Source organism: Streptomyces sp. IBSBF 2435, from assembly GCF_036815005.1.
In the GTDB taxonomy this organism is placed as follows: Bacteria; Actinomycetota; Actinomycetes; order Streptomycetales; family Streptomycetaceae; genus Actinacidiphila.
In genome coordinates, this window is sequence record NZ_JAJSYW010000014.1 from 39,071 (window position 1) to 56,457 (window position 17,387).

15 protein-coding genes are annotated in these 17,387 nt (G+C 73.8%); 3 read left to right on the forward strand and 12 right to left on the reverse strand.

Features of this window, described 5'->3' with window-relative positions:
* The first annotated feature begins 337 nt into the window (after positions 1–337).
* Complete coding sequence (locus V7E46_RS04940; RefSeq protein ID WP_333767255.1) at positions 338–1,426, forward strand: hypothetical protein; 1,089 nt, start codon at positions 338–340, stop codon at positions 1,424–1,426.
* A gap of 78 nt (positions 1,427–1,504) precedes the next feature.
* Here V7E46_RS04940 and V7E46_RS04945 read toward each other — a convergent pair whose 3' ends face one another.
* Both V7E46_RS04945 and V7E46_RS04950 read right to left on the reverse strand, forming a co-directional pair.
* Positions 1,505–3,100, reverse strand: coding sequence for an FAD-dependent monooxygenase (locus V7E46_RS04945; RefSeq protein WP_333767256.1), 1,596 nt, complete (start codon positions 3,098–3,100; stop codon positions 1,505–1,507).
* Between the two features lie 77 nt (positions 3,101–3,177).
* Positions 3,178–4,398 carry an MFS transporter gene (locus V7E46_RS04950; RefSeq protein WP_333767257.1) on the reverse strand — a complete coding sequence of 407 codons (1,221 nt, stop codon included), beginning with the start codon at positions 4,396–4,398 and terminating at the stop codon, positions 3,178–3,180.
* A 509-nt stretch (positions 4,399–4,907) separates the two neighbouring features.
* Between V7E46_RS04950 and V7E46_RS04955 the strand changes: the two genes are divergently transcribed.
* On the forward strand, positions 4,908–5,954 hold the full coding sequence (locus V7E46_RS04955; protein WP_333767258.1) for an NAD(P)-dependent alcohol dehydrogenase: 1,047 nt from the start codon (positions 4,908–4,910) through the stop codon (positions 5,952–5,954).
* A gap of 23 nt (positions 5,955–5,977) precedes the next feature.
* Here V7E46_RS04955 and V7E46_RS04960 read toward each other — a convergent pair whose 3' ends face one another.
* Positions 5,978–6,520 (reverse strand): MarR family winged helix-turn-helix transcriptional regulator, encoded by a 543-nt coding sequence (locus V7E46_RS04960; RefSeq protein WP_333767259.1) that lies wholly within the window; start codon positions 6,518–6,520, stop codon positions 5,978–5,980.
* A 77-nt stretch (positions 6,521–6,597) separates the two neighbouring features.
* On the opposite strand from V7E46_RS04960, the gene V7E46_RS04965 reads away from it, so the two are divergent.
* The gene (locus V7E46_RS04965) at positions 6,598–7,311 is read left to right on the forward strand and encodes an SDR family NAD(P)-dependent oxidoreductase (protein WP_333767260.1); all 714 of its coding nucleotides are present in this window, start codon (positions 6,598–6,600) and stop codon (positions 7,309–7,311) included.
* A gap of 283 nt (positions 7,312–7,594) precedes the next feature.
* Here the strand turns inward: V7E46_RS04965 and V7E46_RS04970 are convergent, their stop codons facing one another.
* From V7E46_RS04970 to V7E46_RS05010, 9 genes are read right to left on the reverse strand one after another with little or no spacing between them, the layout of a single operon-like run.
* Entirely contained in the window at positions 7,595–8,071 is a 477-nt protein-coding gene (locus V7E46_RS04970) for an allene oxide cyclase barrel-like domain-containing protein (RefSeq protein ID WP_333767261.1), read from the reverse strand.
* 13 nt (positions 8,072–8,084) lie between these two features.
* On the reverse strand, positions 8,085–9,806 hold the full coding sequence (locus tag V7E46_RS04975; RefSeq protein WP_333767262.1) for an aromatic amino acid ammonia-lyase: 1,722 nt from the start codon (positions 9,804–9,806) through the stop codon (positions 8,085–8,087).
* A gap of 2 nt (positions 9,807–9,808) precedes the next feature.
* Positions 9,809–10,861 carry an AMP-binding protein gene (locus tag V7E46_RS04980; protein ID WP_333767263.1) on the reverse strand — a complete coding sequence of 351 codons (1,053 nt, stop codon included), beginning with the start codon at positions 10,859–10,861 and terminating at the stop codon, positions 9,809–9,811.
* Entirely contained in the window at positions 10,858–12,048 is a 1,191-nt protein-coding gene (locus V7E46_RS04985; protein WP_333767264.1) for a class I adenylate-forming enzyme family protein, read from the reverse strand. Before V7E46_RS04985 ends, V7E46_RS04980 begins: the two co-directional genes overlap by 4 nt.
* Positions 12,045–12,329 carry an acyl carrier protein gene (locus V7E46_RS04990; protein ID WP_329172914.1) on the reverse strand — a complete coding sequence of 95 codons (285 nt, stop codon included), beginning with the start codon at positions 12,327–12,329 and terminating at the stop codon, positions 12,045–12,047. The genes V7E46_RS04985 and V7E46_RS04990 overlap by 4 nt, the downstream gene beginning before the upstream one ends.
* Positions 12,307–12,762 (reverse strand): hypothetical protein, encoded by a 456-nt coding sequence (locus V7E46_RS04995; RefSeq protein ID WP_329172916.1) that lies wholly within the window; start codon positions 12,760–12,762, stop codon positions 12,307–12,309. The genes V7E46_RS04990 and V7E46_RS04995 overlap by 23 nt, the downstream gene beginning before the upstream one ends.
* A 13-nt stretch (positions 12,763–12,775) precedes the next feature.
* Entirely contained in the window at positions 12,776–14,509 is a 1,734-nt protein-coding gene (locus V7E46_RS05000) for a prenyltransferase/squalene oxidase repeat-containing protein (protein ID WP_333767265.1), read from the reverse strand.
* Positions 14,506–15,849 carry a phenylacetate--CoA ligase family protein gene (locus tag V7E46_RS05005; RefSeq protein WP_333767266.1) on the reverse strand — a complete coding sequence of 448 codons (1,344 nt, stop codon included), beginning with the start codon at positions 15,847–15,849 and terminating at the stop codon, positions 14,506–14,508. Before V7E46_RS05005 ends, V7E46_RS05000 begins: the two co-directional genes overlap by 4 nt.
* Positions 15,846–17,297 (reverse strand): aldehyde dehydrogenase family protein, encoded by a 1,452-nt coding sequence (locus V7E46_RS05010; protein WP_333767267.1) that lies wholly within the window; start codon positions 17,295–17,297, stop codon positions 15,846–15,848. The genes V7E46_RS05005 and V7E46_RS05010 overlap by 4 nt, the downstream gene beginning before the upstream one ends.
* Between the last annotated feature and the right edge of the window lie 90 nt (positions 17,298–17,387).

Below are 17,387 nucleotides of genomic sequence, written 5' to 3' on the forward strand. Positions count from 1 at the left end.
CATGGCTGAGTCAAGTGATCCTCAAGAGCGGGATACAAAAATACACTGGCGCCCATTATCTACCTCCCTTTTACCCGGACTCGCAGAAGGCTGTGATTCCACCAGGCACGGGCGGGTGTTTTGCGCCATCGCGCCGGATGGCCCCATGGCCCAGGCAGCGGCCCCGGCACGGACGGGGAGCAACGGTGCGCCTGCGCCGCCCGCCCGGCCGGGCCTTCGACCGCCGGGGCGACGGGACGTCAGGCAGGGCCGGGTGTGGCAAAATTTGGACTTGCGTACATCTGTGGCTGAGTGTTTATTCTTATATCGAGGTTGCCCGAGTGCACAGGGAGAGACCGTGGACATCAGCCAGATCGTTCCGCTGATGGGTGACGAGGAACTGACGGCCTACCGGTTCCTCGTCATGACCGGCGGAGCCACCCCGGAACGGCTGTCGCGGAGTCTGGGGTGGGGAGAGGGACAGGCGGAGCGGGTGCTCTCCGCGCTGGGAAGGATGCGGCTGGCACGCTCGCAGGACGAGGGCCGCAGCGACTGGACCGCGGTGCACCCGGAGGCGGTCAAGCTGCAGTACGCCAGGCCCCTTTCCGGCGTCATCGACGCGTGGCAGGCCCAGTTGGACGAGATCCGCGGGCAGCTCGACGCGCTCTCCGGCCTGTGCTCCGACGGCACCCCGGGCGGCGGTCCGAGCCCCGTGGTCACGGTCGAGGGCGTACCGGCCGTCCGGGCCGCGCTGGAGGACTGCGCGGCCCGGAGCACCCGGGAGGTCATCGCCGTGCAGCCGCTGGGACGGGGCGCCGCGGGGCTCGCCGGGGACGTCGTGCGCCGGGAGGCCGGGCAGTTACGGCCGGGCGTCGGCGTACAGGTGCTGCTCCCGCACCTGTCCCGCTACGACGCGGAGGTGCGGGACTGCGTCGACCGGATCTCGGCGTCGGGAGGCGAGGTACGGACCACCGCCGCGTCGCTGCCCGCGCTGATCGTCTTCGACCGCTCCGTGGCTTTCCTGCTGGACCCCGGGGACGGCGCGGACGGTACGGACGGCGGGGGCGCGGGGGATCCGGGGGACGTGCAGGACACCACCAGGGCGCACATGGTCAAGCACGGCGCCCTGGTGGAGTTCATCGTCCACATGGTGGTGAGCGCCTGGGCCACCAGCGCGGTCTTCCAGCCGACCGGGGGCAGCAACCGGATCCCGGAGTGCCTGACCCAGGAGACGAAGACCGCGATCGTCCAGTTGCTCGCCGCGGGCTACAAGGACGAGGTGGTGGCCAGGCGGCTGGCCATCGGCGTGCGGACGTGCCGGAAGTACATCGCCGAGATGTTCGGCGACCTGGGAGCGCAGAGCCGGTTCCAGGCCGGGTGGATGGTGCGTGACCACATGCTCGGGTCGGGCCGGGGAGCGGCCGTGGAGGACCACCCCGCGGCCTGAGCGGTCCCGGGCACGAACCGGCGGCCGGCGGCGCACATGGCGTCGCCGGCCGCCGGCCGCCGTATGCGGCCGATTGTGTCAGCGGGTCAGGATCGCGGTCAGGACTTCCGTGAGGTCGCCCTCGGGATCGCCCGCGGCGGTCTTGCTGCGCCAGGCGACGACGGCGTCGGGGCGCACCAGCGTGGCGCCGGTCGGCTCGACGCCGTAGCGGTCGCACCAGAGGCTGCCGCTGTCGAGGAAGCGGTCGCCGATCCGGTGCGCGTCCAGGACGACCCCCAGGTCACGGGCGACCTTCTCGGCGGCGGCGACCCAGCGCGGGGCGTCGCGGCCGGCCAGGAGCACGAAACCGCGGCCGAAGAGGTCGTGGGTGGACACCTCCCGCGGGCCGTCGGTGAGTGCGACGTGCGGGGCCCGTCCGCCCGGGCGTCCGGTGGGATTCCACGGGTCCTCCTGGCGGCTGCCGTCGTCGTCCGCCTCGATGCGGACCGCGTGGGAGCGGTAGCGGAAGCCCAGGTATTCCTTCGGCATCGGGACGGGGGCGTCGGGGTCGGCCGGGTTGTAGCTGGCGGGCACCCGGCCCTCGGAGATCTTCGCCAGCTCGACCTCGCGCCGCAGCGTGATGTCGACGACGGGGCGCCGCTCGGTCTCGTAGGTGTCCAGCAGGCCGGGTCCCGCCTGGCCGGTGAGCACCAGCGCGAGCCGCCAGGACAGGTCGTAGGCGTCCTGGATGGCGAGGTTGCCGCCCTGGCCGCCGTTGGGCGGGCAGGCGTGCGCGGCGTCGCCGGCCAGGAAGACCCGCCCCTCGCGGAAGCGCTCGGCGAGCTTGTGGTTGATCGGGAAGAAGCGGGCGTTGACGAAGGTGACGTCGATCGCGGGGTCCCCGATGGCGCTGCGGATCCGCTCCACGCAGCGCGCCTCGGTGAAGTCCTCCGGCGTCTCGCCGCGCTCGGGGAAGTAGTCGACCCACAGGGTGTGCCGCTCGGAGCCGTCCAGGATGAAGCTGGACCCGCTGCCGGGCATGCCGATGACCTCGACCGCGCCCGGCTTCACGTAACGCGTCAGGTCGGCCCGGAAGGTGAGGATGTACATGTGGCCGATGACTCCGCTGCCCTCGACCGCGATGCCGAGCATGTCCCGGGTGGGGCTGGTGTTCCCGTCCGCCGCCACCAGGTAGTCCGCCTCGACCAGGTACTCGCGGCCGGTGGCCGCCTCGCGCAGTGTCGCGGTGACCTTCTCCTCGTCCTGTGTGAGCGCGACCATCTCGGTGCCGGAGCGTACGTCGGCGCCGGCCTCCTCCGCGCCGGCCCGCAGGATGGCCTCGACCTGCGCCTGGGATATCCAGGCCAGCGGCGGCACCGAAGACAGCTCCTGCGGGTCGGGCTCGGTCGGCGGGTCGAGGTAGCGCCGCTCCGGGTCGGCCAGGCTCAGGCCGTGGCTCATACGGGGCCACTGCGCGTCGGCGATGGCGGCGCGGATTCGCCGCGCCACGCCGGGCAGCGTGTTGAGCAGCTCCTGCGAACGGGTGTTGAGCCCCCAGGCCTTCGGCAGCGTGGAGGGGGCCGGCCGCCGCTCCACCAGAAGCGGCGGCACACCGCGGGCGGCAAGGCTCAAGGCGGTGGTGAGCCCGGTGTAGGCACCGCCGACGACGAGTACGGGCACGCGCTGGACTGACATGACATCTGCCTCCGAGACTGCAGGGTGAGTGACCGGGCCGGGCGGACGTGGCGCGCCGGGCCGGGCGGGGAGTGGCGTCACGCGGAGCCGCGGGCCCCCGGGGTGAACCCGTGCTCCTTCGTCGCGGCGACGAGGGCGAACGTGACCGTGGTCAGGACCAGCAGCGCCCAGGGAAGGGACGACACGCCCGCCGTCTCCAGGAGCAGGCCCCCGAGCACGCCGGCGGCGGCCACGGCCAGGTTGCACACGGTCACGAGCATCGACTGGGCCACGTCGGCTCCGTCGCCCGCTGCGTCGGCGAGTGCCGTCTGCTGGAGGGCGGGCGAGCCCCCGAACGTCAGCCCCCAGATCACGACGCCCGCCGTGACCATGAGCGGGGAGCGGATGCCGATGCCCAGGCACAGGGCGGCGGCGCCGAAGCCCAGGAGGCAGCCGAAGGAGAGGGCGCGCAGCTTGCGGTCGACCAGTGCCCCGGTGAACCAGATGCCCGCGATGGCGGTGGCGCCGAAGACCAGCAGCATGACGCCGACCCGGCCGCCGAGTCCTGTGTGGTCCAGGAAGGGCGCGACGTAGGTGTAGAGGATGTTGTGGGCCAGGGTCCACAGAAAGATGATCAGAAGGATCGGCCGGATTCCGGGCAGGGTGGCGATCGCGCGCAGCGGCAGCCGCTCGTGGCCGGCCTGCCCCGGGTAGTCGGGCACGAGGGCGCGCATCGCGGCCAGCAGCAGGAGCGCCAGGGCGGACATGACCCAGAAGGCGCCCTGCCAGCCGACGAGCGACCCGAGCCAGGTGGCGAGCGGGATGCCCAGGGCCAGTGCGACCGGCTGGCCGACGCTGACGACGGCAAGGGCGCGCCCTTGCAGGTGCTCGGGGACCAGCCGCCGGGCGTACCCCGCGAGCAGGCCCCAGACGACACCGGAGGCCATCCCGGCGAGGAACCGCGCGCCGAGGGTCAGGGCGTAGTCGTGCGACACGGCCGTGACGGTGTTGAACGCGAACAGTCCGGCGATCGCGCTCAGCAGCAGCGGCTTGCGGCGTACGCCGCGGGTGAGCGTGATCACCGGGATCGCCGCGACGACCGAGCCGAGGGCGTAGAGGGTGACGAGCTGGCCGGCCAGTCCCTCGGAGACGTCGAGCCCGTGGGCGATCCGCGGCAGCAGGCCGGCGGGCGTGGTCTCGGTCATGAAGGCGAGGAATCCGGCGCCGGCGAAGATCAGGAGTTTCAGGAGGGGCAGTTGCCCGCCGTCCTGCGGGCGGGCCGGTGCCGCCGGTGCGGCACTGTTTTCCGTGGTGGTCACAAGTCGTCCCCGAGGTACGAGGTACGCGGCCGGTCGCGCGTCGCCGACCCGCCGCGAGTGGTGGATGTGGCGGTGGTGGGCCGTGTCCGCGGCCCCGCGCCCGCGGCCCTCTCCCCGCGCCCAGCCGGTCCGGTGCCGCGGCGCGGGAAGAAGGCGGGAGGGGCGGGAGGAGCCGGAAGAATCCGCGTGGCGCAGGACACTTGACCAGCTTGACGACACGTCAGGGCGTCTCCCAGCCCCCGGCCGGTGCAGCAAGCTGCCGGGCAGGATCCTGCACGCCCCCGGCGGACACCGCCCCGGCCCCCGGCGTGCAGCAAGCTGCGCCACAACAAGCTGCATCCGGCCGCGGCGGCGCGGCACTGGGATCGCGGCGGGCGTTCCGGTTCAGTGGGGGCCGTTCCGGCGGAGGCCGGGCGGCGCCACCGCCCGTTCCCCGGACGACGCGCCGGGGACGCCCGGTTTCCCGGCCCGCCCGTGCCCGTACCGGAGTCGAAGGGAAAGGGATTCCCATGCCCGGCGTCCTCGCGCTGTCGCTTCCCGCCAAGGGAGCGCGGTTCACGCTCACCACCGTCGAACGGCGCCCGCCGCGCGCCGACGACGTCCGTATCGACATCGCCTTCTGCGGGATCTGCCACACCGACCTGCACGTCGGCCACGACGACTGGGGCGGGACGCCCTTCCCGCTCGTGCCCGGTCATGAGATCACCGGGGTGGTGTCGGAGGTCGGGGACGCCGTGACGCGGTTCGCGGTGGGCGACCGGGTGGGCGTCGGCTGCATGGTCGACTCCTGCCGTAAGTGCGCGCCGTGCACATCGGGCGAGGAGCAGTTCTGCGCCGAGGGCTTCGTCAAGACGTACGCGGACCGGGACCGCGACGGGGCAGTGACCATGGGCGGCTACAGCCGGTCCATCGTCGTCTCGGAGCACTACGTCCTGCGGATCCCGGACGCGCTCGAACTCGCCGCCGCCGCCCCGCTGTTGTGCGCGGGAGTGACCGTGTACTCGCCGCTGCGCCGGTGGGCGGCGGGGCCGGGCCGGAAGGTGGGCGTGCTCGGGATGGGCGGGCTGGGGCATCTCGGCGTCAGGATCGCCGCCGCGATGGGGGCCGAGGTCACTTTGCTGAGCCGGTCACCGGACAAGAGGGACGACGCCCTGCGGCTGGGCGCGACCCGGTTCGCCGACACCCGCGACAGCGCGGAAACGGCCCGGCTCGCCGGTCACTTCGACCTGCTGCTCAATACGGTGCCGGCGCCGCTGGACGTGGACGCGCACCTGGGCCTGCTCGGGGTCGGGGGCACCTTCGTCACCGTGGGGGCGCCGGGCGACGCGGTCGCCTCGTACAACGTGTTCTCCCTGCTGGGCGCCCGCCGCGCGATAGCGGGCTCGTCCATCGGCGGGATACGCGAGACGCAGGAGGTGCTCGGCTTCTGCGCGGAGCACGGCATCGCCGCGGAGATCGAGACGATCCCGGCGGCCGGGGTGCCCGAGGCGTGGCAGAACCTGTCCGGCGTCCGCTACCGGTACGTCATCGACGTCGCCACCCTCGGGACGGCCTGACTGCGGCCCGTCGGCGCCGCGGTTCAGCCCTCGTGGACCGTACGGCGCCGCACGTCGGCCATCAGCTTGTCCAGCAGCGCGATGAGCGAGGCGCGTTCGTCCGCCGACAGGCCGCCGACCAGCAGGGCCTCCCGGCCGAGCACCGTGTCGACGGACCGCTCGATGAGCGCGTGCCCCTCGCCGGTGAGGCTCACGACGACCGTACGGCGGCCGGTGGTCCCCGGTGCGCGCCGGACGAGCCCCTCGCGTTCGGCGCGCGCGACCCGCTGGGAGATCGCCCCCGCGGTCACCAGGGTCCGCCGGGCGAGTTCGCGGGTGGTGAGGGTGTAGGGCCGACCGGAGCGGCGTATGACGCTCAGCAGGTCGAGGGTCGCCGCGTCAATCCCGGCCTCCCGCAGGGCCCTTCCGCGGTCGTCGGCGAACAGCTGGCCCAGCCACCAGATCGGCGTGACGATCTCGATCGACCCGGTGGGGGTGCCGGGGCGCTCCCGCCGCCAGGCGGCGGCGATCTCGGCCGGCGAATGGACGGGCTCCGGCCTGCCCGAGGCGGCAACGGTACCGGCCATGGGTGATCCTCCGTCAGCGGTGGCGGTGCGCGGGCTGTATGTTTAGACCTAAACGTAGCAGTCGGCAGGAGGACTCCTTGACTCACACCGTTCTCGTCACCGGAGGCACCAGCGGCATCGGCCGTGCCATCGCCGCGGCGTTCGCCGCGGACGGGGCCGAGGTCTTCGTCACCGGACGCGGCCCCGAGACCGTCGGGCAGGCCGCCAAGGAACTGGGGGTGCACGGCGTCGTCTGCGACGGGACCGACGCCGGGCAGGTCGCGTCGCTCGCCGCCCGGTTCGACACGCTGGACGTCCTGGTCAACGCCGCCGGGGGCCTGACCAGGCCGCCCGCCGAGGGTGCGTCCCTGGACGAAGTGCTGGCCGTGTGGCAGGCCAACCTGGCACAGAACCTGATCTCCGCGGTACTGACCACGGCCGCGGTCCAGGACCGGTTCACCGACGGCGCCTCCGTCATCAGCATCGGCTCGATCGGCGCCGAACGGGGCGGCGGCGCCTACGGGGCGTCCAAGGCGGCCCTGGCCGCCTGGAACGCCACGCTGTCCGCGGGGCTCGCCCCGCGCGGGGTCACGTGCAACGTCATCTCCGCGGGCTACATCGCCGGCACCAACTTCTTCCAGGGGAAGATGACCGACGAACGCCACCAAGCGCTCGTGGAGGAGACCCACGACAAGCGGCCGGGCGCGGTCGAGGACATCGCCGCGACGGCGCACTTCCTCGCGTCGCCCGGCGCCCGGCACATCACCGGCCAGACCCTCCACGTCAACGGGGGCGCCTACACCACCCGGTGACACCTCGCGGCGGTCCGCGGCGGGCGGGAGAGGCCGGCGGGTGCGGGAGGCCCGCACCCGCCGGAACGGGACCGGGCGGGTCGCAGCCGTGCGGCCCGGCGCACCGCACGCCGGGCCGCACGCGGGCCGTTCACCGCTCGGGACAGCGGCCGTTCATGAGTCGTCGGCACGCCGACCGCTCACCGGCCTTCCGAGTGGTGGGCGTTCAGCTGGCGCCCGGAAGAGGGCCGTTCACCAGTCGGTGCGACGGCGGGCGTCCATCCGCCGTCCGGACGGCGGCCGTTCACCGGTCCAGCACGATGCGGTACGTCTCGTGCGGGGTCTGGATGTCGTTGCACGTCAGCTCGCCCGACGCGCCGCGGTAGGCGCCCGATCCGCCGGTGATGGCCATCCGTACCGACGCGGTGCCCTTGACCCACAGCGACTGGGCGGTGATCTGACCGTCCGGCAGCTGCACCGACAGCACGCAGTTGGTGGTGATCTCCTCGCCGACCAGCCTGGTCACCTGGCAGGAACTGCCGTCCTGGCCGATCTGCCGGCCGTTCCTGAAGAGCTTGTCGGCGTAGATGAACTCGTCCCCGACGCTCAGCCCCGGGTCGCCGACGTCGGTGTGCACCACGCCGTCGTTGCCGACGGCCAGGTCGATGATCCGGCCGGACCCGGCCTGCGCGGACCCTCCGGGCACAACGGAGAGCACCACCGCCAGCACTCCCCCTGCGGCGGCGACGGATTGGGCCAGGACCACGGTCTTCTTCCGCATGCGATGAACCTCCTCAGTGACGCACCGCGCCCGCCGCGATGCCCTTCTCGTGCTCGGGAAACGCGGTGTCGGCCGGGGATCCGACGACATCGCACAGGTCACGGCCGGCGGCGAAGTCGTCGTCGCCGAGGCCCGCGGCGCGGCGCAGGGCGCCGGTCTCGATCAGTCCGGTCACCGCCTCGATGTCCGCGTCCAGCCGCCGGTCGCGGCTGACGAAGGCGCTGTGCTCCCTGAGGAGTCCGTGCACCCCGCGGACAACGGGCGAGGCCTGCCCGGCCCCCCGCAGGTCGATCGCCTGGGCGAGGGCGAGCAGATGGATCGCCGCCACCTCGCGCACCAGGCCGTTGACGGTGCGCGCGTCACGGGCCGAGATGGTGCCCATGCTGACGATGTCCTGGTTGTGCGCCTCCGTGGAGCGCGAGAACACCGACACCGGCCCGGTCTGCTTGAGCGCTTCCGCCGTGACAGCCGAGGCCGCTATCTGCATCCCCTTGAAGCCGTGGTGGAGTCCCGCCTCAGGATCGTCTGGGCGGCGCGGGACGATCAGGTCGGGCGGCAGCCCCCGGCTGAACTTCTCGTCCACGACCAGCGCGAGCTGCCGGTCCATGAGGTTGGCCAGGCCCGCCACCGCGGTCTTCAGACTGTCCATGGCCTGTCCGACGTGCCCGGCGTAGAAGTTCCCGCCGAGGTGGAGCCCGTACTCCTCCGCGTCGAACAGCGGGTTGTCGCTGGCGGAGTTGATCTCCGTGCCGAGCCAGCCCTCCGTCCAGTCGAGGGTGTCGCGGACGATCCCGACGATCTGCGGGGCGCACCGCACCGAGTACGTGTCCTGGATCCGTTCGGCGAGCCTGAGGCAGCCCCGTCCGTCCAGCCTTTCGCGCCGCACGAGGATGTCGTCGAAGGAGGTGGCGAGCCGGGACCCGGCCAGCGCCGCCCGCATCGCCGCCGCGGACCTGACCTGCCCGGGGTGCGGCTTGTTCGCGTGGACGAAGGGGTGCAGCGCGGAGGCGTTGCCGCGCAGCGCCTCCAGCGTCATGGCGGTGGCGAGTTCCGCGACACAGACGAGTTCCCTGGCGTCCCAGGCGGCGAGGACGGCGTACGCGGCGGCGAAGGACGTTCCGTTGACCAGCCCGATGCCCTCCTTGGGGGCGAGCCGCAGCGGCTCGATGCCCTCGTCGCGCAGCGCGTCGCGCGCCGGACGTACGGCGCCGCGGTGCAGGACCTGCCCCTCGCCGATGAGTGCCGCGGCCAGGTAGCACAGCGGCACCAGGTCACCGCTGGCGCCGACCGACCCGCGTTCGGGGATCAGCGGCAGGACGTCGCGGTCCAGGCACTCCAGCAGGGTGGACACCACGCGCGGCCGGACCGCGGAGACCCCCTTGGCCAGCGCGTTGGCCCGGATGAGCATGGTCGCGCGGGCGACGGCCGGTACGGCGGGCGGCCCCACCCCGTTGAGGTGGTAGCGGACGAGGTTGCGCTGGAGCGCGTGGGCCTTTTCCGGCGGGATCTGCCGGACGCAGCTGTCGCCGAAGCCGGTGGTCACACCGTAGACCGGGATCTCCTGGGCGAGCAGCGCGTCCTTGAGGCCGACCGAGGCGTTCATCCGCCCGGCGGCGTCGGCGGCGAGGCCGACCCGGGTGTCGGCGCCGGGGCGGCGGGCGGCCGCGGCGACCGCGCGGGGCGTCAGGCCGGTCCCGTCGAGTTCGAGGTGCCGGACCGTGGGTGGGCGCGGCATGGCTAGTAGACCCCTTCGATCATCTTCCGGCCGTCCACCTCGGCGACCGGGTGGACGGACCGCAGCGAGTCACCCACGCCCTCGGGGCCGAGGACCCTGGTGGCCAGATCGCGTTCGAGGCTGTTGGGCACCAGGCCGTACGGGGTGAGGTAGTTCATGACCACCGCGCCCTGCGCGCCTTCCTCGACCGGCAGGCCGGTCGAGGGGTCGACCACGCGGTAGATGACGAAGGGGGCGTACGAGTCGAAGACCGTGTCCCCGGTGCCGTCCGGGTCGGCGCGCTGGACCGTGCCGCTGAGCACGGAGGTGCTGCCGTACGACCCCCGGAACTGCGCCTTGGGGAAGAACTCGGCGGCCAGGTAGTCCTGGGTGTCGGGGTCCATGTGCGCCCCGGTCCAGATCACCAGGCGCACCTTCTCCTGGATCAGCGCGCGGACCCCGGCGTGCTCGGCCATCCGGGCCAGCAGCGGGGGTGTGGTGATGAGGAACGCGATGTTCTGCGACCGCAGGACCAGTTCGGCCTGCTCGACCAGATGGCCGACGTAAGCGGCCGCGCCAGCGGTGTCACCCGCGGCGATCAGGCGCTTCACCCAGCGCGGGTCCAGGTCGATGGCGAACCTGATCCCACCCCTGGCCCGGGCGATCCGCCGGGAGTATTCGCCGAGCATGTGCGGGCCGCTGGGCGCCACGGCCAGGGTGTGCCCCTGGCCGTCGTCGGGGTAGTGGGCGTTCTCCCAGGCCATGTACTGGTCGAACCAGTTCTCGAACATCACGAAGCGCTTGGGCGCGCCCGAGGTCCCGCCGCTCTCGTAGACGGCGAACACCTTCTCGTCCGGGTCCAGACCGCGCGGGATCAGGTCCTCGACAGGGACGTCCCGCAGCTCGTCCACCAGGTTGGGGAACATCAGCAGGTCATCGACGCCGCGCACGTCCTCGACCGGGTCGAAGCCCAGCCGGTTCCGGCGCTCCAGCCAGTACCGGGAGCCCGTGGCCGGGCCGAAGTGCCAGCGCATCATGGCGCGGACGTGCGCGTCCGCCTGCTCGCGGGCGTTCATGGCATGTCACCGTGCTTTCTCGGTCCGGGGATGGAAGGTCCGGACGTGCAAGGTCCGGAGGTGGCGGGTCCGGAGGTGGCGGGTCCGGACGTGGCAGGTCCGGGGGCGGTGCGGGAGGTCGTGGAAGGAGAGCGGGGGGACGGGATCCCCGGCGGGCGTCCGAGCGCCGCGAACAGCGCCTCCCGGTCCGGTTTTCCGGTGGCGGTCCTGGGGATGCGCGCCAGCCGTACGACCACCGACGGGCTCGGGAAGTCCCGCAGGGCGGCCCTGACATCGGCCACACCGGTCCCGCCGCTTCCGCCGCCGCGGCCGGACCAGAAGACCGCGTACCCCTCACCCGCGATCGCGTCGCCCGACAGCGGCAGCGCGACGCATTCCGCCTGCGGCAGCGCGGCGTCGAGCCGTTCGTCCACCTTCGCCAGATGGACTTTGATCCCGTTGACCTTGACCAGGCGGCTGCCGCGCCCCAGCAGCCGGAACCGCCCGGGGCCCGTGTATTCCACCAGGTCGCCGGTGGCCCAACGGGCGGGCGGGCGGCGCCGGTTCTCCGGGCGCGCCAGCCGCGGGCCGGCGACCACCAGTTCCTGCGCGGCGCCCGCGGGCGCCGCGTCGCGCCGGACGAAGGCCACATCGGGAAAGCCCTGCCAGTCGTCCGCCGCGCCGCCCCGCCGGGCGAGGGGCCGGTGGGCGATGCCCCCGGTCTCGGTCGACCCCAGGATCTCGTGGGCACGCAGCAGCGGGCCGGCCCGGCGGACGAGGTCGCGGGCGGCGGGCGGCGGGACCGCCGAGCTGTGCAGGGCGACGATCGAGCCCGCGCGCTCCAGCGCCGGCCAGCCCCGGCGCAGCAGGTCCCAGGCCATCGGCACGCACACGACCAGGACCCGTTCGCCGGGGCGGACCGGCAGCGGTCGCAGGGGGTCGGCCCACGCCTCGTGGACGGGCACCTGTGCCATGCGCGGCAGCCACTGGCCGAACAGGGCGCCGAAGAGGTGCCGCGGCGGCGCGTAGGTGACCACGTGGTCCACCGGGCCGACCAGGCACCCGCCGATGAGCCGGACCTCACGCTCCATCTGCCGCGGGTGCCGGAACCAGCTGCGGGCGGCCCCGGTACTGCCGGAGGTGTCGAAGCGGATCCCGCCGTCCGCCCCGGCCGGGGACGTGCGCGTGCCGGGTACCGGGCGCGTCATGCCACCTGGTCCTCGACGCGTTCGCGCACGTATCCGGCGGTCCGGTCCAGCGTGCTGAACCAGTAGCGCACGTCGTCGCCGACGAAGTCGACCTCGATGCCGAACTCGCCCTCGACGGCGCTGACGTACTCCAGGGCTGCCAGGCTGTCGAAGCCCGGCAGCGCGGTGGCCAGCGCCGCCTCCGGGTCCAGCGCGCGGGCGGCGTCGCCGAAGCGCTTCTCCAGGACGGCCAGGAGCCGGCCGCCGATGTCGGTGGGGTCAGTGGTGGGCAGGGTGGGCATGGCGCGGACCTTTCTGCTGGGCGTGGCCGGCCGGCGAGGCGCCGGCGTTCGTCATGGATCCCGATTCCAGGTAGAACACCTGGTCGGGCCGGGTGGGTTCGAACCGGACCATCAGGTGGGCGGTCTCCGCGTCGAGGCCGAGCGTCTGCCGGACCTCCTCGGCGAGCCCTGCCAGGTAGCGGTGGTCGCGGTCGGGGTGGACATGGCAGACGACGTACGCCCACCGGGCGCGCCGTTCCTCGCCCGCGACGTCCTGGTAGGCCGTCAGCGGCACCCCGCCGGAGTAGTACGCCATCGGCTCGGCCGTACGGAAGGAGACCACGACGTGCGCGGGGTCGGAGCCGTGTGCGGCCAGCCACCGGGTGAGGCGCAGCGCGGCCCCGAGCCGTGCCGAGGGGGTGAGCGGACTCGAGGTCACGTCGACGGTCGGCATCGCGGCGTACCTTTCACGAGAGGGCCAGCGGGGGCAGGGCGTCCTGTGCGGGCGACAGGCGCATCTCCAGGCGCCGGCCCAGGCAGTCGGCGAGCGGGCCGCCGCCCGCGGAGGTCAGCGGGGTCCAGGCGAACCCGGCGTCCGCCGTGCGCACACTGTCCAGGAAGCGGGTCAGGTGGCCGGGGTCCCAGCCGAGGCCGAAGGCGTCCGCGGCGAGCACCGCCTCGTAGGTGCTCAGCAGGTCGGGGACCCGGTTGCCCTCGTTGGCGTATCCGCCGCCGCGGACCCGGTGCCGGTCCAGCGCGTCTCGGACGCGGGCGCTGTCGGCTCCCGCGGCGGCCCGGCGCAGCGCCCTGAGCCCCTGGAGGGTGGCCCGCAGCGTGTCCCGGCCGCCGGGCACATTGGCGTACCGGCCGGGCGCGGTCTCGCAGGAGGCCGCGTACCCGGCGATGCCGCGCATGCGGGCCGGGACGGCGTCGCCCCCGGTGAGGTGCAGGATCTCGGCGGCGGCGCACGTCGAGACCATGTCCGAGGCGCGGCCCTCCCAGTACCCGAATCCGCCGTCGGGGTTCTGGATGGCGCCGGCGAGCCAGTGCGCGATCTCGGTACGGGCGGTCGCGTCGTCCTCGAACGCCCCGGCCGACAGTGCCCACAGGGTGCAGCGCACCTCGCTGCCCCGACCCGGCATGTACATGATGCCGTTCTCGTTCGGCAGCATGCAGCTCTCGGTCCACCGCAGGGCGTCCCGCGCCCCGCCGTCCGGCAGGCGGCCGGCCAGCAGGTGGGCGGAGGTGGTGAGCACGTCCGAGGCCACGTCGGGGGCGCGGTAGGTGAACCCCGCCTGCCCGGTCCTGAAGGACAGCAGCGTCGCGACCACCCCGTCGGCGAGGTCGCCGAGGCCGGCGCCGAGCTCCCGCAGGGCTCCGACCGCGCAGAACGCGGCCCACACGTCCGGCACGGGGTAACCGGGCCAGCGGGTGAACGATCCCCCCGGCCCCAGCCGGGCCCGGATCCAGGCGACGCAGCCCGCCGGGTCCCGCGGGGCCTCGCCGAGCCGGGCCAGGGCGCTGGTGGCCCGGAACGTCGCCCACAGGCAGTCGGTGGCGTCGCCCGCCTGGAAGGTGAACCCGCCCGCCGCGCTCTGCCGGCGCCTGAGCCAGCCGGTGAGCCGCTCACGGTCCCACGGCAGCGGTTCCGCACCGCCGGTCGCCGTGCTCCAGGCGGTGACGGCGTAGTAGCAGGCCCGTACGTCGGACGCGCCGGACTTGGCGTGGGCCGGGCTCCAGGCGAGCCCGCCGTCCTCGGCCTGGAGCGCCGCCAGCCAGTCGGACAGCGCCGGCGGGGGCCGCTCGCCGTGGATCTCGGCCAGGGTGCGGACGGCGTAGTAGGTGGCCCACACGTCCGACGCCTGACCGGGCGTCATGGCGAACCCGCCGTCGGCGTGCGCCGTGCTCCACACCCAGGCGGAACTGGGCCGGCCGGTCGCGGCGCGGCTGCCGGCCGGCAGATCGGCCATCGCCTGCGTGCAGTAGTACGTGGCCCAGGCGTCGGACGCCATGCCGGCCGACCACGCGAACCCGCCGTCGGCGTTCTGCCGGGAGGCGAGGTAGGCCGCGACGCCCTCCGGCGAGGGCAGGTCGCCGGTGCGGCCGAGCCAGGCCAGGGTGCGTACGGCCGCGTAGGTGCACCACAGGTCGGACTCCCCGGAGACGACCCCCGACGAGGAGAGCAGCGCCTGGTACGTCATACCGGCACCACCTCGTCGACCACCCGGAAGTTGGAGCGCTTCCAGCTCTTCTGGGAGCCGCCGCTCTTCGTCGTCACCGGCAGGCGGTTGACGAACCGGACCTCGTCCCAGCGGAATCCCAGGTGCTCGCCGGTGCGCCGCTGGATGAAGTCGTTCCCGGCGGCCTCGGCCCCGCGGTCGGCGCCGGGGTCCCGCTCCAGCAGCAGCCGGGCCCACGTACCGTACCGGTCGACCTCGATCAGGTAGCCCATGACGCCGTGGTTCGCGTAGACGATCCCTTCGAGGTCGCGGGTGCGCACCCGGCTGCCCTTGATCTCGGTGCCGTCGGTGCCGCGGCCGTGGACCGTCACCACCGGGGCGTCGCCGCCGCAGGGGCAGCCGCCGGTCAGGGTGACCTCGTCGCCCATGTCGAGGCGCAGCAGCGGCCGGGCGTCGTTGTTCAGCGGGGTGACGACGAGCCGGCCCTCGCGTCCCGCCTCCGCGGGCACCAGGCCGTCCGGACCGGCGATCTCGAAGTGGTTGGCCCGGCGCAGCAGGTGCAGCCGGTCCCGCTCGCAGGACGCGGCGAGCGTGCCGCTCTCGGTGCTGCCGTAACTCGCGTCGAAGGCCCGCGCGTTCCACCAGTCCCCGACCATGGACCGCAGTTCCGGGGTGCTCACCTCCCCCAGCAGCATGAGGAGTTCGACCGGTTCGCGCAGCCCGTCAAGCAGGCCGCGCTTCTTCATGATCTGGGAGAACTGCAGCAGCACACCGGGCGCCACGAACACGGCGGTGGGCCGGAAGACCTCCCACAGGCCGGTGATGCGGTCCCAGTCGGAGATCCCGGTGGTGTACGGATACGCCTTGGCGTGCGGGACGTCCAGGAACTCGCACACACCGACCATCAGGTCGGCCACCGGCACGATGTCCGAGGGCAGCAGGATCAGCGCGCGGTGACCGCGGTCCGCCAGCATCGGGCGCCACGCCTCGGCGACGGACACGGTGTTGGCGATCATGTCCCTGGCGGTGCGCGGTGTGGGCGTGGGGGTCCCCGTCGTCCCCGTGGTCTGGTAATACTTCAGGCTCGCACCGACCGGCACCCGCACGTAGTCCAGCGGCCGGGCCTTGAGGCCGTCCTTGGACGTCGCGGGCAGGTCGAGGAACGCCCGCGTCGAGAACGCGCCGAGCGAGGCGTAGGCCCGGGTCCGCCGCGCGCGGTCCCAGACGCCGGCCAGCTTCGCGGCGTAGAAGTCCGCGTAGGAGTCCGTGCCGGCGCCGGCGCCGGAGCGCACGCCGCGGGCGGTCACCTCCCCCTGTATCCGCTCCATGAAGTCCAGGTCGGCCTGGGAGTTGATCTTCATGTGCCACTCCTTTCCCTCTCCTTGGCCGCGTCGGTCGCGGCGGACGAGCCGGGGTACGGGCGCGCCGCCGGCGGCCGGCCGCCGTGGCCCAGCCCTTTGGCGCGCATCAGGAACTCCCCGAGGAAGCCGTCGTGCGGGACGTCCGGATGCGTCCAGGACGTCGGCCTGCCCATGTACACGTTGGAGACCGCCGTGAGCCCCGCCGCCTCGGCGACCAGGTCCACGTCCCCGGTGTGCAGCGACAGCACCAGCGAGCCGTCGAGCACGTCCACGGCGTCGCGCTCGAACGGGGCGACCCATACGCACGGGAAGGGCATCTCGTACGACAGCAGCGGGTCCCGGGCGGAGGCCAGTTCCACCACCGCGGGCGTCACAGCCGCCGGGGAGCCGTCACCGGGCAGCCGTTCGGCCCTCGGCGCGAGGTGCACGACCGCGTCCCCCGCACCCTCCGCCCGCTCCAGCAGCGCCGCCGCCAGCCCTTGCGCGACGGCCCGCGGCATGCACGGCAGCAGGGCGTCCGGGTCCTGGGGCCGCGCGGGCGCCGCCTTCCCCAGCGCGACGGCCAGGTCCGCGGCGAAGCCCGCGGGGTCGTCCTCGACCAGCACGCCGGTGGTCGCCGTGCACGCCGTTCCCGCGTGGTGGAGCGCGCCGGCGACGGCAAGGCCGAGCCCGGCGTCCCGCTCCGCGTCGGCGGCGACGACCAGTTTCGAGCGGCCGGGGCCCTGGACCCGCACGTCGGCGCGGTTGCGGTACCTGTCCACGACGTCCTGGCCGCCGTAGACCAGGGCGCGGTCCGCCCGCTCGACGATCACGTCCGCCGTCGCGTGGTCGCAGGGCGCCAGCACCACCTGCGTGTCCGGCAGGCCCGCCCGCCGCAATGCCGTGACGAGCCGGAAGGGGGTCAGCGGGTCCCGGTTGGAGGGGCGGACGACGATCCGGTAGCCCAGCGCCAGTGCCTCCAGCCACATGGCGTGCACCCCGGGGCTGTTGCCCGCCGCGTGCACGGCGAAGACGTCCCCGGTACGGCACCACGCGGCGCCGGCCGCGGGCGCGTCCCGGGGGGCGGTGCCGGCCGGGGCGCAGCCCGCCGGCCGCGCGGCGGACGGCGCCCGGGCCACATCGCGCAGGGTCCGCGCGATGAGCGCGTCGCACTCCCTGACGACCGTGGCGGGCGTGCCCGTCAGCGCCGACACCCGCCGCTCGTGGGCCGCGAGGTCGTCGCCGAGCACCTCCTCGGTCTCGAAGACGTCGGCCGCCTTCCGCAGGACGCCCGGCACCTCCGCCTCCGGCAGGGGGGCGGCGGCCCGCAGCCGGCGGATCCAGTCGGAGACGACCAGCCCGGGAACCGACGCCAGTTCGAGGGCGGCCAGGCCCGAGGCGTCCGGCACGGCGACGCGCCTGCGCGTGCGGTAGGGCCCGGACGGGCCCAGTGCGGGGATGTCCAGCATGCTCGCCTTCCTGTTCCTTCCGGCGGTCACGGATTTTCGGGCGTACGGGGTACGCGGCCTGCGAGGCGGGGGTACGGGTAGGGGTGGGGG